The organism is Hymenobacter sp. APR13 (genome assembly GCF_000737515.1).
In the GTDB taxonomy this organism is placed as follows: domain Bacteria; phylum Bacteroidota; class Bacteroidia; order Cytophagales; family Hymenobacteraceae; genus Hymenobacter.
Genome location: NZ_CP006587.1, coordinates 3961293 through 3985317, shown reverse-complemented (window position 1 = coordinate 3985317; position 24025 = coordinate 3961293). Strand labels below are relative to the sequence as shown.

Here is a 24025-nt window from a genome sequence, read left to right as displayed (position 1 = left end):
GTGCCTAAATGGAAGTGACCTGCCAGCTGCGCACGCAGCAGCTCTCCAAGAAAAAGGGCACGGCCGCCATCCAGCTCACCTTCTGCTGGGAAAGCCAGCGCCTGCGCCTCTCCGCCGGCGAGGTCTGCCGCCCGGCCGACTGGAACGCCAAAACCGGCCGGGTGAAAGACAGGCCCGGCACCTACGCCGAGGCCATCAACGCCGTGCTGGGCCGCTGGACGCAGGCTGGCCAGGAAGCCCACCAGGAGGCCCGCCGCAACTGGCAGCGCCTGAGCAAGCAGGAAATGGAGGCCGCCATCCGCACGCGCTACCAGCACCTGCTGGCCGAAGCGCAGGGCATACCCGTGGCCGAGCTGCCGGTGCCGGTGCGCCGCCAGCCCAGCCTGCTCGAGCACATGGACGCGTGGTGCACCTTCATGGAAAGCGTGGTATCGGAGAAAACCGGCCGCCGGTTCAGCCAGGGCTACCTGCGCCAGGGCCGGCACGTGCGCGACGAGCTGGCCAGGTTCAGCGAGCAAAAGCACTACCCGCTCACCTTCCAGAGCATGAACGCCGAGTTCTACGCCCAGTTCCTGACCTACCAGGTGGAAACGCTCGGCAACGGCACCAACACCTTCGCCGGCTACATCAAGCGCCTCAAGAACTTTCTCTACTGGTGCGAGAGCCGCGAGCTGCCCACCACGGCCAAATTCCACGACTGGAAGGCGCGGGAAACCTACGTGGGCGCCGATTTCCTGACGGCCGCCGAGCTGCGCCGCTGGGCCGAGGTGGAGTTGCGCACGCCGGCCGTCACCAGGCTGCTGCAGCAGAGCTTCCCGCTGCACGCGCGCACCACCGGCGGCCGCCGCAGCCTCACCCTGCAGGACCACCAGCAGCGCCTGGAGCACGCCCGCGACAAGTTCCTGCTCTGCGCTTACACCGGCCTGCGCATCTCCGACGCCGAGCGCCTGGCCCCCGAGCACATCCAGGGCGACTTGCTCAAGATCGAGGCCGGCAAAACCGGCATCCTCTGCTACATCCCCCCTCTCGACGACGAGGTGCTCAAGCCCGTGGAGCTGGTGGGCCGCTACGCCGGCCAGGGCCTGGCCACCTGCCTGCCCACTACCTACGATCTGGACAGCTACCTGCCGCACCTGGCGCAGTTGGCCGGCATCACGCGCCTGCACGTCACCTCGCGCATCGGCCGCAAAACCTTTGTCACCACGCGCATCTACCAGGGCGTGCTCCGCAGCCAGGTGATGCTGGCCACCGGCCACCAGACCGAGAAAAGCTTCCTGCGCTACCTGGGCACCAACGAGCAGGAGCTGGTGGCCAGCTACCGCCGCACGGCCCGGCTGACCACCTAAGCCAGTGGAAGGTTTAGTGGCAAATGTAGTGGCAGGTTTAGTGGCAGATTTTCCGCTGAAACTAGTGGCAATTTTAGTGGCAAACACCTACATACTGCTGCCTACTGCTGCCTGACTGCCAAAACAAAAACGGCCTGATCTGTACGATCAGGCTGTTTTTGCCATGCACCCAACTATACGGACACAAAAAAGGCCGCCCCACCCGGAACGGCTTTTCTGAAATCGTGGCACGGAGAAAATTCCCACCCAACTCCGGCCCGATTCTGAACGCTGGGCTTAGTGCCGGAACAAAAGTTCGCGGTACTTCACCAGCGGCCAGTCCTCATCGGCCACCATCAGCTCCAGCTTGTCGACGGAGCGGCGGATGGTGTCGAAATGTGCTTTGACGGTGTCGCAGTAGGCAATGGCCCGTTCGCGGGTGTCGTCAATTTTGTTAGCTACTTTGCGGCCGTTTACCATCTCTTCCACCTGGGTTTTGATGGTGAAGATGTGGCGCGAAATAGCTTTGATGGTGTCTGCCGTCACCTGCGAGTTCTCATCGTCGAGGCCCAGCTCGCGCAGGCCGCGAACGTTGCTGATGAGCTTGGTCTGGTAGGCTACGGCCGTCGGGATGATATGGTTGACGGCGAGGTCACCCATCACGCGGCTTTCGATCTGAATTTTCTTGATGTAGTCTTCCAGCAGAATCTCGTGGCGGGCGTGCAGCTCCACCGAAGAGAAGATGTTGTGGCGCTCGAACAGGTCCGAGGCTTCCTTCTCCACCATGGCGTCGAGGGCCTGAGGCGTGGTCGGCACGTTCGACAGGCCACGATTGGCGGCTTCGTCTTTCCACTCGTCGGAGTAGCCGTTGCCTTCGAAGCGGATGCTTTTCGAGCTGATAACGTACTCGCGCAGCACTTCCACGATGGCCACTTCCTTTTTCTTGCCCTGCTCAATCAGCGCATCCACCGACGTTTTGAAGTCGATGAGCTGCTCCGCTACAATGGCGTTGAGCGTGGTCATGGCCGACGAGCAATTGGCCGACGAACCCACGGCGCGGAACTCGAACTTGTTGCCGGTGAAGGCGAACGGCGAGGTACGGTTACGGTCGGTGTTGTCGAGCAGGATGGCCGGAATCTTGTCGATGCCGAGCTTGAGGTAGATGTTGTCGCCTTTGTCGAGGGGCACTTTGGCGGTACGCTCCAGCTCGTCCAGCACCGAGTCCAGCATCGAACCCACGAACACCGACATGATGGCCGGCGGGGCTTCGTTGGCGCCGAGGCGGTGGTCGTTGCTGGCCGAGGCGATGCTGGCGCGCAGCAGGTCGGCGTAGCGGTGCACCGCTTTGATGGTGGTGATGAAGAACGCCAGGAACTGCAGGTTCTCTTTCGGACGACGACCGGGAGCCAGCAGGTTCACGCCGGTATCGGTGCTCATCGCCCAGTTGTTGTGCTTGCCCGAGCCGTTGACGCCTGCGAAAGGCTTCTCGTGCAGCAGCACCTTGAAGTTGTGCTTGTCGGCCACGCGCTCCATGATGTCCATGAGCAGCTGGTTGTGGTCGACGGCCAGGTTGGCGTCCTCGAAGGTCGGCGCGCACTCGAACTGGTGCGGGGCTACTTCGTTGTGGCGGGTGCGCAGCGGAATGCCCAGCTTGTTGGCTTCCTCTTCGTACTCCAGCATGTAGGCGTGCACGCGGGCCGGAATCGAGCCGAAGTAGTGGTCTTCCAGCTGCTGGCCTTTGGCCGGCGAGTGGCCGAACAGGGTGCGGCCGGTCATTACCAAGTCGGGGCGGGCGTTGTAGAGGGCACGGTCGACGAGGAAGTACTCCTGCTCGATGCCCAGCGTGGTGTGCACGCGGTTTACGTCCTTGTCAAAGTACTGGCACACATCCACGGCAGCCTTCTCCAGGCGGGCCAGCGACTTCAGCAGCGGGGCTTTGTAGTCAAGCGCCTCGCCGGTGTAAGCGACGAAGATGGTAGGAATGCACAGGGTTTTGGCGCCGGCGGTTTCAATGATGAAAGCGGGCGAAGTGGGGTCCCAGGCGGTGTAGCCGCGGGCCTCGAAGGTGTTGCGGATGCCGCCGTTCGGGAACGACGAGGCATCGGGCTCCTGCTGCACCAGCGCCGAGCCCTTGAAGTTCTCAATCGGCCGGCCGTCGGAGTTCAGGTCGAAGAAGGAGTCGTGCTTTTCGGCGGTGGCGCCGGTCAGGGGCTGGAACCAGTGCGTGTAGTGGGTAGCACCCTTGGCCATGGCCCAGGTTTTCATGGCCGAAGCCACGGCGTCGGCCACGCTGCGCTCTACCGGGCTGCCCAGTTTGATGGCGCTTTGCAGCTTCTTGAAATACTCGCCGGGCATGGTGGCCCGCATGGCGTCCAGGTTGAAGACGTTCTTGCCGAAGCTGTCGGAGCGACGCTCGCCACTGCTTTCTACCGTTAGCGGCTGACGCTGATCAACCAGTTCAAGTGCTTTAAAGCGAAGAATTGCCATGAAAGTGGTGAGCGGGAATTGTTTGGTGTAAATCAGTTTGGTGATACAAAGGTTACGGATTGCAGACTTTTTTCCAAACCCACCCTAAAATTAAGGGGCTTTATTTTCAAAAACACTCCAAATTACAGCAACACCCCCTTCGCACAGACATATATTTTAAAAATTTACTTCCGCTAGCCTGCCACTCCCCTATCAGCGGTTAGTCACGCCTTTGTACGGTAAGTACTCACTATACAGCTGTTGTTATTACTATGAGTTTGCAGCGTGGATAGTTCACAAGGGCGGCTTCACTCAGACGGCGCGCATCCGCGACCTATAACATTGCTGAGGCCGCCCCATTCACCTTGCCAGGTTCAGGGAAGCAGTTTTGGGTGAATTTGCCCTTGAGCCTGACACGTTGCGGCGGGCATGCGGCGCAGGCGCTACCTTTGGGGCGTGAAAAACCGCTTTGCGTTTCAGTTGCGCTACTTTCTGTTCTGGCTGCTCTTCTTCTGCGGCACCCGGGCGCTGTTTCTGCTCTACCAGGCCAGCCAGACGGCCAAGCTGCCAGCCGGTACGGTGGCGGGCACGTTCGGCTACGGGCTGCGGCTGGACGCCTCGGCGGCGGCCTACCTGAGCGTGGTGCCGTTTGGGCTGGTGCTGCTGGGCAGCCTGCTGGGCCGGCGCCTGCCCACCAACCGGCTGCTGCGCTTCTATACCGCCGTGATGGGCGTGGTGGTGGCCTTCCTGACCGTTGCCGACCTGGAGCTGTACCGCACCTGGGGCTTCCGCCTCGATGCCACGCCCCTGCAATACCTGAACTCGCCGGCCGAAATGGCGGCTTCGGCCGGCAACGCGCCGCTGCTGCTGCTGCTGGGCCTATTTGCGGGGGTGCTGCTGATGGGCTGGGGACTCTACCGACTGGTGGTGGGTAGGCTGCCGGCGCTGCCGGCCGGCTTCGGGCGCGGGCGGGCGGCGCTGGTGTGCGTGCTGTACGCGGCACTGCTGGTGGTGCCGTTGCGCGGCGGCGTGCAGCAGATACCGGTCAACCAGAGCGACGTGTATTTTGCCCGCCAGCCCTTCGCCAACCACGCCGCCGTCAACCTGCCCTGGAACGTGGTCAACTCGCTGACGCAGCAGGAAGCCGACCCGGCCCGCTACCGTTTCCTGCCCGACAGCACGGCCCAACGGCTGGTGCGCCCGCTCTACACCTACACCGCCCCCGATACCGTGCGCCTGCTGCGCACCGCCCGGCCCAACGTCGTGTTCATCATCCTGGAGAGCTTCACGGGGAAGCTGGTGGCCGGCACCGGCGGCGAAGCCGGCGTGACGCCCAACCTCGACAGCCTAGCCCGCACCGGGGTGCTGTTCAACAACATCTACGCGGCCGGCGACCGGAGCCAGAAGGGGCTGGTTGCACTACTCTCCGGCTACCCCAGCCAGCCTACCTCGGGCGGCATCATCAAGTCGCCGCGCAAAACCGAGAAGCTGCCCCACCTGCGCCAGGCGCTAGGCCGGGTGGGCTATAGCTCCCACTATTATTATGGGGGCGAGCTGGCCTTTGCCAACATGAAAAGCTACCTGCGCGCCGCCGGCTACGACCGCCTCACGGAGCGCGAAAACTTCCCGCGCAGCCAGCAGAACTCGAAGTGGGGCGCCCACGACCACGTGCTGTTCGATAAGGTGCTGGCCGATCTGCGCACCCAGGCGCAGCCGTTCTTCGTGACGGCCTTCACGCTCAGCAGCCACGAGCCGTTTGAGATTCCCATTGCGCCCAAGTTCAAAGGCACCACCGAAACGGCGCTGTTCCGCAACTCGGTCTACTACACCGACTGGGCGCTGGGCCGCTTCCTGCAGGCCGCCCGCCAGCAGCCCTGGTACGACAACACCCTGCTGGTGCTCGTGGCCGACCACGGCCACACGCTGCCCGGCCGCAGCGTGTCCGAGGAGCCGGCCAAGTTCCGGATTCCGCTGGTGCTGGCCGGCGGCGCGCTGCGCCCCGAAGTGCGCGGCCAGGTGCGCGCCGACCTGGGCTCCCAAACCGACGTGGCCGCCACCCTGCTGGCCCAGTTGCAGCTGCCCACTACCGACTACCACTGGAGCCGCAACCTGCTGCGCCCCGTGCACGAGCCGTCGGCTTTCTACTGCTACACCGATGGTTTCGGCTTCATCACGCCCGCCGGCTTCCTGGCCTACGACAACGTGGCGCGGCAGCCGGTCATCCGCAGCCGCGGCGCCACGCAGCGGCAGGTGCAGCAGGGCCAGGCTTATGAGCAGCTGTCGTTTGCCGATTATCTGGGGAAGTGATGATGAGCTGGTAGTTGTTGGTTGTCAGTTGTCAGGTATTTGATAATCTACCAACTTACAAGCTGACATTCCACTGCCGACCAACCATAGCTAACCTGCAGCTTCGGCAACCATGAAGCTTATCCGTTCAGCGTATCGGACTGACAACGACCAACCAACAACTCACTATCTGTATGCCCGAGCTGCTCTTTGTATACAATGCCAATGCCGGCTGGCTGAATGGGGTGCTCGACACGCTGCACAAGACCTTTTCGCCGGCCACCTACCCCTGCTCGCTGTGCGCCGTCACGTATGGGGCGCGCACGATGTACCCGGAGTGGCGGGCGTTTCTGGAGCGGCTGCCGGCCCAGGCCCAGTTCCTGCACCGCGACGAGCTGCGCCAGCAGTACCTGGAGCTGACGGACCAGGCGCTGCCGGCCATCTTCCGGCGGCAATTAGCCACCGAGGCCTGGCAGCCGCTGCTCACGGCCGAGCAGCTCCGCCCGCTGGATCTGCCCGCCCTGATGGCCGCCGTGGAGGCCCGGCTGTGAAACCTGCCGGCCTTCCGGCGGGTTGTAGCTCACCCGGTACCGCAAACCCGCAACTTCCGCCGTATCTTTGCCGCCTTGTTTATGGAAATGGAAACCAGAAAAGTTGCCTTTTACACGCTGGGCTGCAAGCTCAACTTCTCCGAGACTTCCGCCATTGGTCGGCAGTTTGAGGAGCACGGCTTCGTGAAAGCGGCCTTCGAGGACGCGGCCGACATCTACGTCATCAACACCTGCTCGGTCACGGACCACGCCGACCGCAAGTGCCGGAAGGTGGTGAAGGAGGCCCTCAAGCACAACCCCGATGCCTTCGTGGCCATTGTGGGCTGCTACGCCCAGCTCAAGCCCCAGGAAATTGCGGAGATTCCCGGCGTGCACGCCGTACTGGGCGCCGCCGAGAAGTTTCAGCTGGTAGAAACGCTGGCGGGCTTCCAGAAGCCGGCCATTGGTGAGCCGGGCCGGGTGTTCGCCTCGCCTATTTCCGAAGCCACCGAGTTTCACGCGGCCCACTCCTACGGCGACCGGACCCGCACCTTCCTGAAGGTGCAGGACGGCTGCGACTACTCGTGCTCGTTCTGCACCATTCCGCTGGCGCGCGGTGCCAGCCGCTCGGGCTCGGTGCAGAGCGTGGTGGAGCGCGTGCAGAAGCTGGCCGAAACCGGCGTCAAGGAAATCGTGCTGACGGGCGTCAACCTCGGCGACTTCGGGCTGCAGGGCCCCGAGCGGGAGCGGCAGGAGAACTTCTTCGACCTGGTGCAGGCGCTGGATGAGGTCGAAGGCATCGAGCGGTTCCGCATCAGTAGCTGCGAGCCGAATCTGCTGTCCGACGAAATCATCCGGTTTGTGGCGCAGTCGAAGCGGTTTATGCCGCACTTCCATATTCCGCTGCAGTCGGGCTCCAACAAGATTCTGGGGCTGATGCGCCGCCGCTACCGCCGCGAGCTGTACGTGGAGCGGGTGCGGCTGATCAAGGAGGTGATGCCGCACGCCTGCATCGGCGTCGACGTCATTGTGGGATTTCCCGGCGAAACGGAGGCTGATTTTCTGGAAACCTACCAGTTCCTGAACGAGCTGGACGTAAGCTACCTGCACGTGTTTCCGTACTCGGAGCGCGAAAACACGCTGGCTCCCACCCTGCCCGGCCGCGTGCAGGACCGCCACCGCCACGAGCGCACCACCCAGCTGCGGGGCCTTTCAGAGAAGAAAAAGCGCCACTTCTACGAGCAGCATGTAGGCCTGGAAACGGCCGTGCTGTTCGAGGACGACGTAACCAACGGCCAGATGGAAGGCTTCACGCCCAACTACATCCGCGTAACGGCCAAATACGACCCGCTGCTGGTGGGCGAGCTGAAGCGCCTGCGCCTCACCGCCGTGACGCCCCAGAACCTGATGGAAGCCGAAGAGCTGGGCATCGAAGTATTCCAGCACTAACACTACTGTAACGCGAAGTTCCACTTCGCGGGGCGTGCGTGCCGTTGGACGATGGGTCCTTCGGCGACGGTTTTAACGCTCCGCGAAGTGGAACTTCGCGTTACTGGTAAGCAAGCCGATGCTACATGCGGCGCTGCATCAAATCCAGCATCTGCTGCATGAGGCGCTGCTGGTCCTGCAGGTGCTGGTTGCGCAGCTCGGCCATAGCCAGTTGGTGTGCCATCTGCTGCGTGTAGAGAGCCGACTGCCACGCCGCCTCGGGAGCAGCTGCCGGCGCCGGTGCCACAGCTGCTGCGACGGGCGGCACTGAGGCTACTACCGCGGCAACCGGTGCGGCAGCCGGCCCCGGTGTCACCGGCACTTCCGCTGCGGGCAGTTCAGCGGCCGGGGCTGGCACCGAAACAGGTGCAGGGGCTGCAACTGGCGCAACAGCCGGCACAGACTCCCAAACGAGCGTGGGAGCCGGAGTAGCTGCTGCTGCTGCTGCTGGCGCGGGTGCCGGAGCAGCGGCCACGGGCGCGGCTGTGGCCACTGCGGCCACTGCAATTTCGGGGGCAGAGGGGGCCGGTGGCTGGACAGCCGGGCTAGGAGTATCAGTGGCGCCGGGGGCAGCGGCGGCGGCTGGTAGTGGTGCGGCAGGTGCCGGACTGTCTGTTATCAGCATGGAGCCAACACCCTGAAGAAGCCAGTCTTTTGACACATTTGGATATACATCAAAGACTTTACACAAAAGGTCAAATCCTGGCTTATTTCGCTCTTCCACAAGATGTTGAATGACGGTGGCCGTCTTGTCAAGCGAATTGGCAAAAGCATTCTTGCTTATGCCCAAATGAGCAATAAGCTGTGTAAATCTTTGCCCGACTGTTTCCTGTTCTGCCATATACCCAAATGATTTTATACACAAATGTATATAAAACACCGGCAAATGCAAGCCTAATTCCCGGCTCCGCCCCGCCGCCCCCTGCCGCACGCAGGAGTTGATGAGCAACGAAAAAATTCTTCGAGCTGGGAACATAGCGGGCGCAAAACCGGCGGGGCCGCCCTGGGTCAGCAGCCCGGAAGCCGCGCCTTGCGGCGGCAACTCCGGCGGCCCCGCCGGCCGTGGGCGCCGGGGCCGGCCGAGCGCCTGTGCGGAAGCATAGCCGCCCGCGTGTTGCCACCGGCTTATTTTCTCACGGCTCTGTGCCTGACACGCTGCAGCCCGCCTACGGACTGCGACCATAAGCTGCGTGGCTTCGACCGACTGGCCGTGTACGGGCGCTACGCATCCCGGGAAATACCTCGGCCTGCCAGCCGGGCAACTACGAGCACGCGGCGGCAGGCGGTGTACGCACAGCTCCTGCCGCCGCAGGAGCTGTCCAACAGCCACCCAGTGTGTGTTTGCAATAGGTTTTTTGCTGCTGCTGCTACACAGAACGGCATGCTTCGCTTCGGACCTGATGCGCCACATACCCTGCATGAGGTCATGCGGCCCTCAGGGCATATACTCCAAGCCGAACGCCGGGCCTCCTGCTGCCTGCTCCCCCGCCCCTACCCGCGCGGCCGACGGCTGCTGCCTGTAAATGGCCGTCTGATGCGCTGCCTTTATTCCTGGCTCCTGCCCCGGCTCATGGCTGTTGGCGAGCAACCCGGCGGCCGGAATTCCCAGCGCTTCCTTCAGGTGGTGGCCAACGTCGCCGGCGGGCCGGTCAGCTTCCCCGGGCGCCTCGGCGGCAACAGCCAAATCAGCGGCTTCCCAAGCCCGGGGGCAGAGCAGCTGCAGCCGGCGGCCTGGTTGCGCTACGAACGAAACGGTAGCTTCAGCCAGCAGGAAAACGCGGTACACTGGCGGCGTTGATGACGGTGCACTGGCGGCGGATAGAGGCCGCAGCTGATGACGAAAGACAGTGCCAACGGATAGCGACGGCAGCTAGCAGCAGGTGACGGCCAGCGGGGCGGAGCTGGTATGCGCTGCTCTCACAGCGGCGGCCGGGCGCAGCGGCCAACGGGCCGGCACTGGCATCGGCACCGCCGGGCGCCCCAACCCTACTCGTAGCGCAGGCTCTCGATGGGGTCGAGGGCGGCGGCTTTGCTGGCCGGATAGTAGCCCGAAGCTAGGCCCACAGTAATGCAGATAACGAGGCCCAGCGACATCCAGAGCCACGGCACAATGAAGGCGCCCTGCTCCATGAATAGCGTGAGCAGGTTGCCGCCGCCCACGCCTAGCACGATGCCCAGCACCCCGCCCATCACGCAAATCACAATGGCCTCGATGAGGAACTGCTGGCGGATCTGGCGGGCCGTAGCGCCCAGCGCCTTCCGGATTCCGATTTCGCGGGTGCGCTCAGTCACCGACACCATCATGATGTTCATGAGGGCAATACTGGCCCCGAGCAGCGTGATGAAGCCCACCAGAAAGCCGCCCACTTTCAGGCCGCCGCTCAGCTCATCGAGCTTGGCGGCCATGGAGTCGGAGCGCTCTACCTCGAAGCTGTCTTCCTGGCCCAGCGCGTCGTGGCGCACAGAGCGCATGGTGCCGGTGGCCTGGCCGGTGAGGTAGTTGAGTTCTTCGGGGCGGGTGGTGGCGGTTTTCACGTCGTAGGTGAGGGCGCGCTGCCGGGGCAGTTGGTTGCCGGTTTCCAGCGGTATCAGCACCATGCGGTCGGCGCCGCCGCCCTGGCCGCTGCTGCCGCTTTTCTCCAGCACACCCACTATCTGAAAGCGCCGCCCCAGCAGGTACACGTACTTATTGAGGCCGCTTTCTGAAGGGTAGAGCTTGTCTTTCACCTCGGAGCCGATGATGGCTACGTTGGTGCCGTTGTCGAGTTCCAGCGACGAGAAGGTGCGGCCCGTGCCCAGCGTGTAGCTCTGAATCTGCAGGTAATTTTCGTCGCCGGCTACCACCTGAATGTTGGGGTTGGTTTTTTCGCCGTTGCCCTTCACCTCGGTAGCGCCCGAGATAAAGGCCGAAACTCCTACCTGCGCTTCGTCGCTGAGGGCCTCCTTGTATTTTTTGGCCTGCAGCAAACTGATGGGCGGATACACTTTGCCCTGCACCCCACCCCGCCGGAAACGGTTGGTGTAGCCTTTGGCCTTCATTTCGAAGGAGTTGGCGCCCAGGCTGGCAAACGTCTGGTTCAGGGAATACTTCATGGCGTCGATGGCCGTGAGAATGCCCACCAGCGCCATGATGCCGATGCTCACGATCAGGGCCGTGAGGACGGTACGCAGCAGGTTGCTCTTAATGGAGCGAAACGCTTCCCGAATGTTTTCCAGCAGATCCATACATCGTCAAATTCCGGCCAATCTACGCATTTGCGGCGGGTTTTGCCGTGGCTCTTTTCCGGGCCGGCGGCAACGCCAAAACCGGCCGCCCGGCGCGGAACCGGAACCACGGCGGCCCCGTTCTGACTGGCGCGCCCGTTGCCGGGTGGGTGGCCGCGGTTTTGCGCGGGTACCGCCAATGTTGAGTACCTTGAGCGGTGGTTGAACGCGGCCGGACGGCTTTATTTTCTTTGGCTATGATACACAGCAAACAACGATTCTGGGCTACGCTGCTGGTGCTGCTGTGCCTGCTGGCCGGGCCGGGCGCGGCCTGGGCCAACCAGGTGCTCATCCCGATGGACAACACCCAGAAAGAGCACCTCAAGGCCTACGGTATTGCCTACTGGCTGCTCGGCAAGCAGATTGAGGTCGACTGGCTGCTCAACTACCGCGGCGGCTCGTTTGCCTGCGAGGTGGCGCCCGGCGTGGAAAACGAGCTGGCCGTGCGCGGCGTCACGTACCAGGTGATTTCCGGCGCCCAGTACAATGGCATCCTCTCCGAAATAGCCGACCCCAACGCCAACATGGACATCATGAAGCTGGAGAAGGTGCCCAAAATTGCGGTGTACACGCCCAAAGGTAAGCAGCCCTGGGACGACGCCGTGACGCTGGTGCTGGGCTACGCCGAAATTCCCTACGACCAGATCTACGACGACGACGTGCTCGACGGCAAGCTGCCCAAGTACGACTGGCTGCACCTGCACCACGAGGATTTCACGGGCGAGTACGGCAAGTTCTTCGCCCAGTACCGCAACCGACCCTGGTACCAGCAGCAGCAGCGCGAGTCGGAGGCCACGGCCAAGCGGCACGGCTTTGCCAAAGTCAGCCAGATGAAGGGCGCGGTGGTGGTGAAGATGCAGGAGTTTATTGCCGGCGGCGGCTTCCAGTTTGCCATGTGCTCGGCCACCGACACCTACGACATTGCGCTGGCCGGCCTGGGCGTGGACATGGTGGAAAACATGTACGACGGCGACGCCGCCGACCCCGCCGCGCAGAGCAAGCTCAACTTCAACCGCACGCTGGCCTTCCAGAACTTCCAGCTGGTGCGCGACCCGTACCAGTACGAGTACAGCAACATCGACATGCAGCCCCAGGAGCGCGGCGTCTACGAAGACAACGACTACTTCCAGCTGTTCACGTTCTCGGCCAAGTACGATCCGGTGCCCACCATGCTCACCCAGGACCACGAGAAGACCATCAAGGGCTTCATGGGTCAGACCACGGCCTTCCGCAAGCAGCTGGTGAAGCCCGACGTGGTAGTGATGGGCGACAACAAGGCCTCGGGCGAAATCCGCTACATGCATGGCACGCTGGGCAAAGGCACTTGGACCTTCTATGGCGGCCACGACCCCGAAGACTACCAGCACCTGGTAGAAGAAGAACCCACCGACCTGGCCCTGCACCCCAACTCGCCCGGCTACCGCCTCATCCTCAACAACGTGCTGTTTCCGGCCGCCAAAAAGAAGAAGCAGAAAACCTGAGTTAGTCGGTTTTCAAGCCATAAGAAAGGCCCGAACAAACTGCTGTCCGGGCCTTTCTTATGACTGTTTTTGACGAAACCTATTTGCTGAGCCGCACCATACGTTGGGCTATTTCGGGCAGGTCGGCGGTTTTTTCGGGGTCTACGTCCATGGTGAGCTGCACGACCACGGGCTGGCCTTTGGCGGTGCCGTAAAAGATCAGCTGGTAAGCCTCGCCCCCCTCAATGGTGTAGCTGAAGCGGTAGCCTTTGGCCGGTGTATCCAGGATAAAACCATCGAAAGCCTGCTCTTCGGCTGGCTTGTGCTTTTTCTTTTCCACTTTCACCATCGTCTCTACCACAGGCAGCAACTGGCCATGGTTGAGGTAGAACCAATTGAGCTGGTACCGGTCGCAGCGCACGGAGTAGCTGGTTTCGGGGGTGCAGCCGGCAGGCACCGGAATGTTTACGCCGCAAAAATTGATGGTAGCGGCCTGCGGCGGCGCTTGCGCCAGGCACAGGCCGGGCAACAGCCACAAAGCAAGCAAGAACAGTCTTTTCATCTAGAGCAGAAATAATTCTAATCAGGCCCAATATACCAGCCATTTTTCAGCCGGCAAGTAATGGGTAGCTCTGTTACCTAGTGCATCCGGTCGTCGCGGACGGGCAGGTTGGTTACTATTTCGCCTTCAATCTTCAGCAACTCCTGCAGGCGCTCCTCCACCAGCTTCGGGTCGCAGTACTCCTTGGCCAGCTCCACGTAGCTTACGAAGTGGCCCGCTTCGGACACCATCAGCTCGTAGTAGAACTTGCTCAGCTCGGGGTCCGGAATGTGCTTCCAGAGTAGCTTGAACCGCTCGCAGCTGCGCGCCTCAATCAGGGCCGATACCAGCAGCTGGTCCATGAGCTGCCGCTCGCGGGCGCCGCCTTTGCGCACGTGCGCCAGCAGCTGCACCACGTACTCGTCGCGGCGCGGGCGGCCCAGGGCGTAGCCGCGCTTGCGCAGCTCCAGCAGCACCCGCTCGAAGTGGCCCCACTCCTCGGCCACGAGGTCGGTCAGCTCATCCACGAGGCGCGTTTTCTCGGGGTAGTGAATGATCATGCTGATGCCCGTGCTGGCGGCTTTCTGCTCGCACCAGGCGTGGTCGACCAGGATATCCTCAATGTTTTTGCTGGCAATATCCACCCACCGCGGATCGGTGTTGAGCTTCAGCTTGAGGATGGTTTTTTCTCTTTCTGCAGGTTCCATTGTCGGATGTGTTGAATGGTTGAATGGCTAAATGGTTGAGTGGTTGCATGGCTGGCCGTTTATCAATTCAGCCATCCAACCATTTAGCCATTCAACCATGTAACATCAATCAAAGAACTGCCACCGCAGCCCGAACTCGAAGCGGCGGGGCAGGCCGGTGTAGTAGGGCGTGGTGAAGTAGCCGTTGCGCAGCAGACCCTGGTTGACGTAGGCTACCTTCAGAAACACGGCCACTGTCTTGATGTCGCCGCTCAGAAACACGTCGGCCACGGCAAAGTTGCCGGCCGTGAAGTTGTCCTGCACGAAGAACTGCTGGGTGCTGGGGCTGTAGTTGTAGGGTTTCCAAGTGGACTGGTAGTACACCTCGGCCCCAATCTGGCCGAACAGCGCCTTCTTAAATAGGTAGCCCTGGTAGTAGATTTTGCTGTTGGTGACGAGGGCCGGAATCCGCAGGCCTTCCTGGTCGCCGCCCTGGGTGCCGTGGGCCTGGTTGTCGAAATAGATATTGCCTACGTTGAAGCGGTGCCGCGCCGACAGGGTCAGCAGGCGTCGGTCTTCGCCGAGCTGCGCCGGCGTGCCATTAGCATCATAATACACCAACGAAGTGATGTTGACGATGGCGCCCGAGGCCTCCAGGCGGTGCCGGCCCAGGGTCTGGTCGAGGCGGGCGGTGAGCTGGTTGACCTTGGTGTTGTCGAAGCTGTTGGCCCAGCGGTAGTGGTTGCCGTCGAACTGCTCCTGCGAAAGCGTGGGCGAATAGCTGGAGCTCAGCAGCTCGCCGGTGAGCGGGCCCAGCCGCGCCGCGCCGCGCACCCAGTATTCCTGGTTGCGGTCGGGGTTTTCCACGTCGAGGGCAAACACCTCCCCGGCCGTTTCGATGGCGAAGATCTTGTAGTTGAAGTCGGCCGTGCCGCCCGCAAACACCTGGCTGTAGGTGTTGCCGTCGGCCGCGGCCGGCTGCAGCTGGCCGGCGTCTCCGATGGTGGGCACGCCCACCAGGTGGCCCGTGGCCAGCGAGAGGCTGCGGTGCCGGGCGTACAGGCGGTACTGCACGGCCGAGCTACGGCCCAGTACGCCAAAGGTGTTTTCCAGGCGCTGCGTTTCTACCCGGTCGTCGGTACCGATAGTGTTGAGAAGGACGCGTGGGTAGTAGAGCGGCCGGGAAGTGCCTTCCACAATGGCCACCTTGCTATCCTGAAAGCGGTTTGCCTGGCGGCGCCAGTCGATGATGTGAAACGCCGTAAGGCCGCGTCCTACCAACCGGTAGGAATGCGCCAGGTGCAGCCCATCGCGTTGCTCGTTGCTGGACGCCGTAAACAGCCAGGGTCGCTCGTCGCCGTAGTCGAAGAGCTGGCTGAGTTCGGTATCGCGCAAATCGACGGGAACCTCGGGGCCATTCTGAGGCCGAATACCACCCTGCTCGGCCGCGCGGTGGCGCACGTTGTTGTAGTTGAACAGCGCGTGGTAGCGCTCGTCGGTGCTTTCGAAGCGGGCGAAGAACAGGAAGTTGCTGTGCTCGACCAGCGACTCACGCGGGTTGGTGGTGTAGAGCTTGTTGGCCGCAATCCGCTCGTAGGCTAGGCCCACGCTGGCTTTCTTGCTGATGCTGCGCGTGTACGACAGCTCAAACACCTGCTCGCCGTTACCGCCCTGAATGAAGCGGAAGAACGTGTACGGCGACTTGGAATCGTAGTAAGGAATGGTGGCCGGGTCGCGGGCGTACCGGTCGAAGGAGTTGCGGCCGAGGCGGGCGCCCAGCTCCATGTTCGGGCGCCAAAGCAGCGGCCGGGCGGCCGTGCCCACGTGCCCCAGGTCCTGGTGGAAGGTGCTGTCGTGGTACCAGTTGCGGGCCGAGGGAAAGTTGGTGAGCGTGGTGTCGATGATGCGCCAGTCGGTCTGGTCGCGCAGCAGGTCGGCCTCGCGCAGCACGCGGGTGGTGCGGGCGCTGTAGAGCACTTTGGTGGAGTCGTCGAGCACCTGAGCCCGCCCGGTGGCCGCCCCGGCCAGTAACACCACAAGCAGCACCAGTAGCCGGATATTCATACGCAACGAAGGCAACAATAAGTCAGACAACAGCTTGGGGCTGAATGAAGGGTGACAGCAGCTGGCGCAGGCGGGCAGCGCCATCGGCCAGAAACTCCACGGTGATAGGAATGTAGAAAACGGGCAGGCGGGCTATTTCCGTATGCAGCGCGGGCGCCAGCAGCCGGGTGGCGTCTTTCTGCGTGGTAAAAATACAACGTCCGGGCCCGCAATGCGCGGCCACGGCTGCAATTTCCGCAGCCGTGAAGCTGTGGTGGTCGGCGAAGGCGGCGTGATGCACCACCCGGAAGCCCGCCGTCGTGAGGTACTCCAGTAATGGCCCGGGCTGGGCAATGCCCGTCAGGAGCACGATTTCCGCCCCGCCCGGGGCCGGCGGGGCCGCGCTGCCGGCCAGCGGCACCGGCGCGGCATAGGCGTAGGTGGAAAACAGCACCGGCACCTCGGGGCGGGCGTAGCACCGGATGCGGCGCGCAATTTCCTGCTGCCGGGCGTCGTCGAGGCCGGCGTCGCACTTGGTCACCACCACTACATCGGCGCGGTGGGCCCCGGCACGGCTTTCGCGCAGGCGCCCGGCGGGCAGCACGTAGTCGTCGTAGAACGGCCGGTGCTGCTCGGTGAGCAGCACGCTGAAATCGGGCCGCACGCGGCGGTGCTGGTAGGCGTCGTCGAGCACCACTGCCCCCACCTGGGGCAGGGCAAACAGCTGGTTGAGGCCGGTCAGGCGGTCTTCGCAGACGGCCACCGACACGGCGCCGCCGAAGTCCTGGTAGTGCTGCAGCGGCTCGTCGCCGAAGGTTTCGGCGGTTTCCTGGGCGTTGCCGAGGCGAAAACCGCGGGTGCGGCGGCCGTAGCCGCGGCTCAGAATGGCCGGCTCCCGGCCCTGGCGGAGCAGCTCGCGCACCAGCCAGGCCACGTGCGGCGTTTTGCCGGTACCACCCACCCGCAGGTTGCCCACGATCAGCACCGGCCCCGGCCAGAAATTCCCGGACGACTTACGGCCCGTATCATACAGCCAGTTGCGCACGGCCATCACGCCGGCATAAAGCCAGCTGAAGGGCAGCAGCAACAGCGTCAGGAACGGGGGCATAGGCGGCAAAGGTAGCGCAGCAGGGCCTTGTGTGCCGTAGAGACGCAATATTTTGCGTCTCGTCGTTGCTGACGTTGATTTAGCTGTGATTCCAGGCAGTCAGCTGTCTTTCCGGGCAGCGCGAGTAACTTGGTCAGCGTGGCAAACAACGTCAGCAACGAAGAGACGCGAATACGCGTCTCTACAGGCCATGTCCGATACCTTAGCCAGCCGCCTGCTGCACCTGCTTACCACATTTCCGCCGGCCCCTGCCCTGCCTGACGGAGTGCAGGCCTACAACCCCTACCAGGAGCCGGAAGTGGCGGCGCTGCTCACGCAGTTTGCGCAGAAATTCTACGCCGACCACCAGCCGCGGGTGGCGTTGCTGGGCATCAACCCGGGCCGGTTCGGGGCGGGCCGCACCGGCGTGGCCTTCACCGATCCGGCCGCCCTCTCTGAGCACTGCCACATCCCCAACGACCAGCCGCGGCACCCCGAGCTCAGCAGCCAGTTTGTGTACCGGGTAATCGCCGAGCTGGGCGGCCCCACCGAGTTCTACCGCCACTTCTACCTGGGCTCCCTCTACCCGCTGGTGCTGCTGCGCGACGGCAAAAACTACAACTACTACGACTCGCCGGCCCTGCAACGGGCCCTGGCGCCCGAAATCCGGGCGGCGCTGCAACGGCAGGTAGCCGAGCTGGGACTGGCGCGGCACGCCGCCGTCTGCCTGGGCCGCCGCAACGGGCTGCTGTTCGAAAAGCTGAACCAGGAGCTGAAACTCTTTGATAAAATTGTTGTGCTGGACCATCCACGCTATCTGATGCAGTACAAGCGCCGCGAGCTACCCGAACACGTGGCGCGCTATGCAGATGTGTTGCTTGAAGTAAAAATGGAGAACTGAAAACAATGAATTGAGGCCAGCGGCGCAACTTGCGGCGCACGGGCGCTGCGCCGGTCCGACGCTGAAGGCGTCCGACCGGTTGCCGCATGCTGACGTTGTACCGTCGTCGTTGACACGGCAACCGGTCGGACGCGAAAACCGAACGGCAGCCTCCGGCGCCGCACCGGGACGACCGACAGTCAAATTTTTAATTTCTAATTCTCAATTTTAATTGACTCCCATGCCAACCGTTCAGGATCTGGCCCGCGCGCTGGAAGCCGCGGCGCCCCTCGCCTACCAGGAATCCTACGACAACGCCGGCCTGCAGTGCGGCAACCCGCAGCAGGAAATTACCGGCGTGCTGATTGCCCTGGACTGCACCCCGGCCGTGGTAGACGAAGCCATCCGGCGCGGCTGCAACGTGGTGGTAGCCCATCACCCACTGATTTTCAAGCCACTCAAGCGGCTCACCGGGGCCAACGAAGTGGAGCAGACGCTGCTCAAAGCCATCCGACACGATGTGGCGCTCTACGCCGCCCACACCAACCTCGACAACGTGCGCCACGGCGTCAACCGCAAGCTGGCCGACAAGCTGGGGCTGCAGAATGTGCGCATCCTCGAGCCCAAAACCGGCCTGCTGGCCAAGCTGGTCACCTACGTGCCCGCCACCCACACTGAAGCCGTGCTGGCCGCCCTGTACGCCGCCGGCGCCGGCCAGATCGGCGACTACTCGGCGTGCAGCTTCCGCACCGATGGCACATTTACGTTCACGCCTGGCTTGGGCACCAACCCGTTTGAGGGTAAGCCGGGCCAGCCCCACACCGGGCCCGAGCAGCGCGTGGAGGTGCTGCTGCCGCTGCACCTGCAGCGGGCCGCCCTGCAGGCCTTGCGCCAGGCCCACCCCTACGAGGAAGTGGCCTACGAAATCATTCAGCTGGAAAACGAAAACCAGGAAGTGGGCTCCGGCATGGTGGGCGAGCTACCCGAGGCCCTGAGCGCGGCGGAGTTCCGGCAGCGCCTCAAAGACGCCCTCGGCGTGCCCGTGGTGAAGCACACCGACTTCAGTCAACCAATCAAAAAAGTAGCCATCTGCGGCGGGGCGGGCAGCTTTCTGATTGGCAAAGCCCGCGCCGCCGGCGCCGACGCTTACGTGACCGGCGACCTGAAATACCACGAATATTTCCTGGCGGAAGGCCAATTGCTGCTCTGCGACGTAGGACACTTTGAGAGCGAACAATTCACCGGCGAAATCTTCCGGGATTTGCTTACCGCCAAGTTTGGAAGTACTTTTGCGCTCTTCATTGCCGAGACCTACACCAACCCCGTCCGATATGACTGCTAAGACCGTCGCCACTGCCCCGGCCGATGCCCCCGTTGCCAGCAAGCTGGAAGCCCTGCTCAACCTGCAACGCATTGACTCGCAGCTCGACGAAATCCGGCGCGTGCGCGGCGATTTGCCCGAAGAAGTACGCGACCTGGAAGACGAAATTGCCGGCTACGAGGTACGCGTAAGCAAGTTCGACGAGGAAATCTCCGGCCTCAACGACCAGATCAAACAGCGCAAGCAGGCCGCCAAAGATGCCGACGGCCTGATCAAGCGCTACGAAGACCAGCAGCAGAACGTGCGCAACAACCGCGAGTACGAGGCTATTGCCAAGGAAATCGAGTTGCAGAAGCTGGAAATCCAGATTTCTGAAAAGAAAATCAAGGAGGCCCAGTACCAGATCGACATGAAGAATGTGGAGATTGGTGGCACCAAGCAGAAGCTGGAAGAGCGCAAGAAAGACCTTGAGAACAAGAAAGGCGAGCTGAACGTCATCGTAGGCGAAAGCGAAGCCGACGAGAAAAAGCTGCTGGATGAGCGCGAAGGCGCCAAGCAGCCCATCGAGGAGCGTCTCTACACCGCCTACACCCGCATCCGCGGCAACGTGCGCAACGGCCTGGCCGTGGTGACGGTGAAGCGCGACGCCTGCGGCGGCTGCTTCAACACGGTGCCCCCGCAGCGCCAGGCCGACATCATCGCCCACAAGAAAATCATCGTGTGCGAGCACTGCGGCCGGGTTCTGGCCGACGTGGAAGCCCGGGCGTAAGCGCTTTTTTGTTGAAAAATGTGAAAGGAACGGCCTTGTGTCGTTCCTTTTTCTTTTGCCTGAATGACGATGGTTTTTCTCGCTGAGGTTGGCCGAGAGGTGCGTAGAGGGTTGCTAAGGCTGGTGTGGCTGCTGGCGCTGGCCTTCGCGCCCCTCGGCGCAGCCTTCGGCACCCCCCAGCGGGAAACCGCGCGCCCGCCCGAAGCCAGCAGCCTCACGGCGGCCCAGGCCCGCGCCTACGCCGAGGTGCTGAAGCTGCGCCCCGACGACGCCCGGTCCCAGCTGAAAGACGCCTCGGCCGGCACGCTGCTGGTGCTGGATGCGGCGGCCATTACGGAGCTGCTCGTCACGCAGGATGCCGGCCTGTATGAGGCCACCGTGGCGGGCCAGAACCGGCGCCTCGCGCAGCTGGAAAAAACGCCGGAACGCGGTGCCCTGCCCGAGTATGCCCGCGCCGAAATTCGGCTGCACCAGGCGGCGGCGCAGGTGGTGTTCGGGCATGAGGTGCAGGGCGCCTGGAGCTTGCGGCAGGCCTACCAGCAGATGGCGGCCGTAGTGCAGCGCTACCCCACCTACCTGCCGGCCCGCAAAACGCTGGGGCTGATGCAGTTTTTTATCGGCTCGCTGCCGGAAGGCTACCGCTGGTTTCTGAAGCTGCTGGGGCTGCCCGGCAGCGTGGAAGGCGGCCTGCGCAACCTGCGCGCCGCCGCCCGCCAGCCCAACGACTTCCAGCCCGAAGCCCGGATTCTGCTGGCGTTGGTGGAAGAAACCTACTACAAGAAGCCCGACGAAGGCCTGCAGCTCATCCGGCAGCTGCACCAGCAGCAGCCCGACAACCTGCTCTACGCCTACCTGCTCGTCAGTCTGCACAAAAAGCAGCACCACACCGAGGCCGCACTGGCCGCCTACCGCGCCCGCCCCACCGGCCCGGGCTACGTGGCCCTGCCCTACCTGCGCCACATGGCCGCCGACCTACTGCTCTACCAGGGCGAGTATGCGGCTTCCCGCCGCGAAAACGAGCTGTTTCTGCAGCAATACAAAGGCCAGCACTACCGCAAAGACGCCTGGTTCAAGCTCTACCTGGCCGCCTGGCTGAGTGGCGACGCACCGGCTGCCGAGCGCTACCGCCGGCAGATTGCCGCGGGCGGCCGCACTGTGGTGGAGGAAGACACCTACGCCCAGCGCTTCGTGGAAAGCCGGCTGCCGCTCAACCCACTGCTCACCCGAGCCCGCCTGCAGATTGACGGCGGCTACTACCGCGAGGCCCTGGCCACGCTGGCCGGGTTCCGGAGCACCGCCGCCACGCCCCTGCGCGACCAACTGGAAGACCCCTACCGCCGCGCCCGCGCCTGGCACCTGCTCGGCCGCCCCGACTCGGCCCGGCTGCTCTATGCCCGCACCATTGCGCTGGCCGGCAACGCGCCCTACTACTTCGCGCCCCAGGCCGCGCTGCAGCTCGGCTACCTGTATCAGCTGGAAGGCCAGCGCAATACGGCCCGCGTGTATTTCCGCAAGGCCCTGAGCTACCCGAAGCACGAGTACAAAAACAGCACCGACACCAAAGCCAAGCTGGCGCTAAAAGAGCTGGAATAACACGGCCCCAAGAAAAGGGAGAAGCTGGCCCCGGCCGAAAAACTGGCCCCGGTCTGCGCCGACGCAGTCGGCAAGACCGGCGGCCGCCAAACCGCCCCGGTCTCCGACCGGAGGACGCGCAACGGCCATCCGGAACCGCGCAAACCCAGCGGGCACACCCACGCCGCCGGCCCCGTATCTTTGCGGCGTGCTGTCTATTCCCCTTGCTGAGCTTCCAACTGATTTCCGGGCCCGCGCCCTGCGCTGGGCCGCGCAGTTTCCGCACTGTGCTTACTTCGAGCCCAACGGCCAGGCCTACCCCGAAGGCCCCTTCGACCAACTGCTGGGCGTAGCGCCCGCCGCCCCCGATGCACCCCGCACCCTGGACGAGCTGCGCCAGTGGCTGCCGCGCGCCCAAGATGGCGCCCCGCGTCTGGGCTTCCTCACCTACGACCTCAAAAACGAAATCGAAGACCTGCACAGCGACAACCCATCAGGCCTCGACTGGCCTACGCTGCACTTCTTCCACCCGCAGACCTGGCTGCTCTGGCGGCCGGATACGCTGGAACTGCACGGCCACACCGACGGCGTGCTGGCCGCCATTCTGGCAACGGAGCTCCCGGACTGGCCCGCACCCGCCGTGCCCGCCTTCACGCCCCGCATGCCCAAAGCCGACTACCTGCGGGCCGTGGAAGCCGTGCGCGAGGACATCCTCAACGGCGAGGTGTATGAACTGAACCTGTGCCAGGAGTTCTACGCCGAAGGCGTGCAGCTGGACCCGGTGGATGTGTTTTTGCGCCTAAACGCGGCCTCGCCGGCGCCGTTTGCGGGCTTCTTCCGGCACGAAAGCCACTTTCTGCTGTGCGCCTCGCCCGAGCGGTTCCTGGCCCACTCCGCGCCGGTTATCGTCTCCCAGCCCATCAAAGGCACTATCCGGCGCGGCAGCACGCCCGCCGAAGACGAGCAGCAGCGCCTAGCACTTCTCCACGACGAAAAGGAGCGCGCCGAAAACCTGATGATCGTGGATCTGGTGCGCAACGACCTAGCCCGCGTGGCCCGGACTGGCACCGTGCAGGTGCCCGAGCTGTTCGGCCTCTACCCATTCCGCCATGTTTGGCAGATGATTTCGACGGTTACCGCCGAGCTGCGCCCAGGCGTGGACCTCCCGGACGTGCTGCGCGCCACCTTCCCGATGGGCTCGATGACCGGCGCGCCAAAAATCCGGGCCATGCAGCTCATCGAGCACTACGAAACCGCCCGGCGCGGCCTTTACAGCGGCAGCATCGGCTACGCCTGGCCCGACGGCGCGTTCGAGTTCAACGTGGTCATCCGCAGCCTGCAGTACCGCCCCGACACCGGCTACCTTAGCTTCCAAGTCGGCTCGGCCATCACCTACGACTCCAACCCGGAACGCGAGTACGCGGAGTGCCTACTCAAAGCCCGCGCCATCCTGGACGTGCTGGGCGCAGTGGTGGCGGAGTAGCGGGTTGGTGGGCTGGTGAAAAGAACGTCATGCTGAGCGAAGCGAAGCATCTCGCCCGCCAAACTAACTCCAATCGTCAGGCTCCCCCTCTCTGAAGGAGAGGGGGCCGGGGGTGAGGCAACTCGCCGGAACGAAGCGGTAGAGATGCTTCGACAAGCTCAGCATGACGTTCTTTTTACCCCATCACCAACCCACCACCCAACCGCCGCTCGAACTCCTGCAGGAACAGCCCGACGTGGTAGCCATCGGCCAGGGCGTGGTGTACGTTCACCGACACGGGCATGTAGGTGGCGCCGTTTTCCTCGTAGAGCTGGCCAAAGGAGATTTTGGGGCAGCTGTCGGGGTGCGAGAAGCTGCGGGCGTGGGTGAGGCCGCTGAAGCGCACCCACGGAATGGCCGAGCAGTGCAGCACATCCACGCGGGCGGTGGTGCCGCTCAGGCGCAGGCCGGCGCTGGCCTGCACGGCGGCTATTTCCGCCTCGGCTGAAGCCACAAACGTGGCCAGATCGTGGTTCTGCTCGATAAAGGAAAAGGAAAACGTATGGTCGGGGCGGCCCAGCGTGGCCGAAACGTGCACCTGCTCATACTGGTACACCTGCCCGTCTTCGATGCGGGTGCGGAACTCGGGCACGGCGTTGGCGGCCTGCGCGGCGTGGTGCAGATAGTACAGGAAAAACGACACGCCCAGCCGCTTGGCTTCCGCCTGGGCCCAGGTGCAGTTCACGGGGGCCACCAGCCCGAAAAACGGCTCCTCGAACTGGGAGAAGAAGGCAAAATGCTCGCGGCGGTTCCAGGTGGCCTGGTTGATTTGCTGTTTCATGGCC

Annotated in this window: 19 protein-coding genes; 11 read left to right on the top strand and 8 right to left on the bottom strand. The window is 63.4% G+C overall.

The features are described 5' to 3' along the window. Nucleotides 1–8 precede the first annotated feature (8 nt). Nucleotides 9–1346 (top strand): phage integrase SAM-like domain-containing protein, encoded by a 1338-nt coding sequence (locus N008_RS16560; RefSeq protein ID WP_044017517.1) that lies wholly within the window; start codon nucleotides 9–11, stop codon nucleotides 1344–1346. Between the two features lie 276 nt (nucleotides 1347–1622). On the opposite strand, the gene N008_RS16555 is transcribed toward N008_RS16560, so the two are convergent. Further along, entirely contained in the window at nucleotides 1623–3812 is a 2190-nt protein-coding gene (locus N008_RS16555; RefSeq protein ID WP_044017516.1) for a glutamine synthetase III, read from the bottom strand. Between the two features lie 435 nt (nucleotides 3813–4247). Between N008_RS16555 and N008_RS16550 the strand changes: the two genes are divergently transcribed. The 3 genes from N008_RS16550 (at nucleotide 4248) to mtaB (ending at nucleotide 8056) form a co-directional block, all read left to right on the top strand. After that, entirely contained in the window at nucleotides 4248–6098 is a 1851-nt protein-coding gene (locus N008_RS16550) for an LTA synthase family protein (RefSeq protein ID WP_044018996.1), read from the top strand. A 173-nt stretch (nucleotides 6099–6271) separates the two neighbouring features. Then, nucleotides 6272–6628: a hypothetical protein gene (locus N008_RS16545; protein WP_044017515.1), complete on the top strand. Its 357-nt coding sequence runs from the start codon at nucleotides 6272–6274 to the stop codon at nucleotides 6626–6628. Between the two features lie 81 nt (nucleotides 6629–6709). Next, entirely contained in the window at nucleotides 6710–8056 is a 1347-nt protein-coding gene (gene mtaB, locus N008_RS16540) for a tRNA (N(6)-L-threonylcarbamoyladenosine(37)-C(2))-methylthiotransferase MtaB (protein ID WP_044017514.1), read from the top strand. Between the two features lie 121 nt (nucleotides 8057–8177). Here the strand turns inward: mtaB and N008_RS23260 are convergent, their stop codons facing one another. Beyond that, complete coding sequence (locus N008_RS23260) at nucleotides 8178–8720, bottom strand: hypothetical protein (protein WP_156109358.1); 543 nt, start codon at nucleotides 8718–8720, stop codon at nucleotides 8178–8180. 945 nt (nucleotides 8721–9665) lie between these two features. Between N008_RS23260 and N008_RS23255 the strand changes: the two genes are divergently transcribed. Next, complete coding sequence (locus tag N008_RS23255; protein ID WP_156109357.1) at nucleotides 9666–9893, top strand: hypothetical protein; 228 nt, start codon at nucleotides 9666–9668, stop codon at nucleotides 9891–9893. Nucleotides 9894–10081: 188 nt separating this feature from the next. On the opposite strand, the gene N008_RS16525 is transcribed toward N008_RS23255, so the two are convergent. Further along, the gene (locus tag N008_RS16525; RefSeq protein WP_044017511.1) at nucleotides 10082–11320 is read right to left on the bottom strand and encodes an ABC transporter permease; all 1239 of its coding nucleotides are present in this window, start codon (nucleotides 11318–11320) and stop codon (nucleotides 10082–10084) included. A 236-nt stretch (nucleotides 11321–11556) separates the two neighbouring features. On the opposite strand from N008_RS16525, the gene N008_RS16520 reads away from it, so the two are divergent. Then, nucleotides 11557–12840: a hypothetical protein gene (locus N008_RS16520; protein WP_044017510.1), complete on the top strand. Its 1284-nt coding sequence runs from the start codon at nucleotides 11557–11559 to the stop codon at nucleotides 12838–12840. Between the two features lie 79 nt (nucleotides 12841–12919). On the opposite strand, the gene N008_RS16515 is transcribed toward N008_RS16520, so the two are convergent. The 4 genes from N008_RS16515 to lpxK all read right to left on the bottom strand — a co-directional run bounded on the left by N008_RS16515 (nucleotide 12920) and on the right by lpxK (nucleotide 17197). Then, nucleotides 12920–13381, bottom strand: coding sequence for a hypothetical protein (locus N008_RS16515; RefSeq protein WP_156109356.1), 462 nt, complete (start codon nucleotides 13379–13381; stop codon nucleotides 12920–12922). A gap of 77 nt (nucleotides 13382–13458) precedes the next feature. Next, nucleotides 13459–14067, bottom strand: a complete 609-nt coding sequence (locus tag N008_RS16510; RefSeq protein WP_197062880.1) for a tRNA-(ms[2]io[6]A)-hydroxylase — start codon at nucleotides 14065–14067, stop codon at nucleotides 13459–13461. 105 nt (nucleotides 14068–14172) lie between these two features. Next, on the bottom strand, nucleotides 14173–16110 hold the full coding sequence (locus tag N008_RS16505) for a putative porin (protein WP_044017508.1): 1938 nt from the start codon (nucleotides 16108–16110) through the stop codon (nucleotides 14173–14175). 22 nt (nucleotides 16111–16132) lie between these two features. Beyond that, nucleotides 16133–17197 carry a tetraacyldisaccharide 4'-kinase gene (gene lpxK / locus N008_RS16500; protein WP_052381654.1) on the bottom strand — a complete coding sequence of 355 codons (1065 nt, stop codon included), beginning with the start codon at nucleotides 17195–17197 and terminating at the stop codon, nucleotides 16133–16135. A 190-nt stretch (nucleotides 17198–17387) separates the two neighbouring features. Between lpxK and N008_RS16495 the strand changes: the two genes are divergently transcribed. The 5 genes from N008_RS16495 (at nucleotide 17388) to N008_RS16475 (ending at nucleotide 23201) form a co-directional block, all read left to right on the top strand. Next, nucleotides 17388–18077 (top strand): uracil-DNA glycosylase family protein, encoded by a 690-nt coding sequence (locus N008_RS16495; protein ID WP_052381653.1) that lies wholly within the window; start codon nucleotides 17388–17390, stop codon nucleotides 18075–18077. Between the two features lie 220 nt (nucleotides 18078–18297). After that, nucleotides 18298–19398, top strand: coding sequence for a Nif3-like dinuclear metal center hexameric protein (locus N008_RS16490; RefSeq protein ID WP_044017506.1), 1101 nt, complete (start codon nucleotides 18298–18300; stop codon nucleotides 19396–19398). Then, complete coding sequence (locus tag N008_RS16485) at nucleotides 19388–20146, top strand: zinc ribbon domain-containing protein (protein ID WP_044017505.1); 759 nt, start codon at nucleotides 19388–19390, stop codon at nucleotides 20144–20146. The genes N008_RS16490 and N008_RS16485 overlap by 11 nt, the downstream gene beginning before the upstream one ends. Nucleotides 20147–20215: 69 nt before the next feature. Beyond that, nucleotides 20216–21739: a hypothetical protein gene (locus N008_RS16480; protein ID WP_071884556.1), complete on the top strand. Its 1524-nt coding sequence runs from the start codon at nucleotides 20216–20218 to the stop codon at nucleotides 21737–21739. 187 nt (nucleotides 21740–21926) lie between these two features. Beyond that, nucleotides 21927–23201 carry an anthranilate synthase component I family protein gene (locus N008_RS16475; RefSeq protein ID WP_044017504.1) on the top strand — a complete coding sequence of 425 codons (1275 nt, stop codon included), beginning with the start codon at nucleotides 21927–21929 and terminating at the stop codon, nucleotides 23199–23201. A gap of 175 nt (nucleotides 23202–23376) precedes the next feature. Here N008_RS16475 and N008_RS16470 read toward each other — a convergent pair whose 3' ends face one another. Continuing rightward, nucleotides 23377–24021 carry a chloramphenicol acetyltransferase gene (locus N008_RS16470; RefSeq protein WP_044017503.1) on the bottom strand — a complete coding sequence of 215 codons (645 nt, stop codon included), beginning with the start codon at nucleotides 24019–24021 and terminating at the stop codon, nucleotides 23377–23379. Nucleotides 24022–24025: the final 4 nt, after the last annotated feature.

Excerpts from the sequence above, each read along its gene's own strand:
- N008_RS16560 (WP_044017517.1), top strand. The coding sequence starts at position 9 with ATGGAAGTGACCTGCCAGCTGCGCACGCAGCAGCTCTCCAAGAAAAAG.
- N008_RS16555 (WP_044017516.1), bottom strand. The coding sequence starts at position 3,812 with ATGGCAATTCTTCGCTTTAAAGCACTTGAACTGGTTGATCAGCGTCAG.
- N008_RS16545 (WP_044017515.1), top strand. The coding sequence starts at position 6,272 with ATGCCCGAGCTGCTCTTTGTATACAATGCCAATGCCGGCTGGCTGAAT.
- mtaB (WP_044017514.1), top strand. The coding sequence starts at position 6,710 with ATGGAAATGGAAACCAGAAAAGTTGCCTTTTACACGCTGGGCTGCAAG.
- N008_RS23260 (WP_156109358.1), bottom strand. The coding sequence starts at position 8,720 with ATGCTGATAACAGACAGTCCGGCACCTGCCGCACCACTACCAGCCGCC.
- N008_RS23255 (WP_156109357.1), top strand. The coding sequence starts at position 9,666 with ATGGCTGTTGGCGAGCAACCCGGCGGCCGGAATTCCCAGCGCTTCCTT.
- N008_RS16525 (WP_044017511.1), bottom strand. The coding sequence starts at position 11,320 with ATGGATCTGCTGGAAAACATTCGGGAAGCGTTTCGCTCCATTAAGAGC.
- N008_RS16520 (WP_044017510.1), top strand. The coding sequence starts at position 11,557 with ATGATACACAGCAAACAACGATTCTGGGCTACGCTGCTGGTGCTGCTG.
- N008_RS16515 (WP_156109356.1), bottom strand. The coding sequence starts at position 13,381 with ATGAAAAGACTGTTCTTGCTTGCTTTGTGGCTGTTGCCCGGCCTGTGC.
- N008_RS16510 (WP_197062880.1), bottom strand. The coding sequence starts at position 14,067 with ATGGAACCTGCAGAAAGAGAAAAAACCATCCTCAAGCTGAAGCTCAAC.
- N008_RS16505 (WP_044017508.1), bottom strand. The coding sequence starts at position 16,110 with ATGAATATCCGGCTACTGGTGCTGCTTGTGGTGTTACTGGCCGGGGCG.
- lpxK (WP_052381654.1), bottom strand. The coding sequence starts at position 17,197 with ATGCCCCCGTTCCTGACGCTGTTGCTGCTGCCCTTCAGCTGGCTTTAT.
- N008_RS16495 (WP_052381653.1), top strand. The coding sequence starts at position 17,388 with ATGTCCGATACCTTAGCCAGCCGCCTGCTGCACCTGCTTACCACATTT.
- N008_RS16490 (WP_044017506.1), top strand. The coding sequence starts at position 18,298 with ATGCCAACCGTTCAGGATCTGGCCCGCGCGCTGGAAGCCGCGGCGCCC.
- N008_RS16485 (WP_044017505.1), top strand. The coding sequence starts at position 19,388 with ATGACTGCTAAGACCGTCGCCACTGCCCCGGCCGATGCCCCCGTTGCC.
- N008_RS16480 (WP_071884556.1), top strand. The coding sequence starts at position 20,216 with ATGGTTTTTCTCGCTGAGGTTGGCCGAGAGGTGCGTAGAGGGTTGCTA.
- N008_RS16470 (WP_044017503.1), bottom strand. The coding sequence starts at position 24,021 with ATGAAACAGCAAATCAACCAGGCCACCTGGAACCGCCGCGAGCATTTT.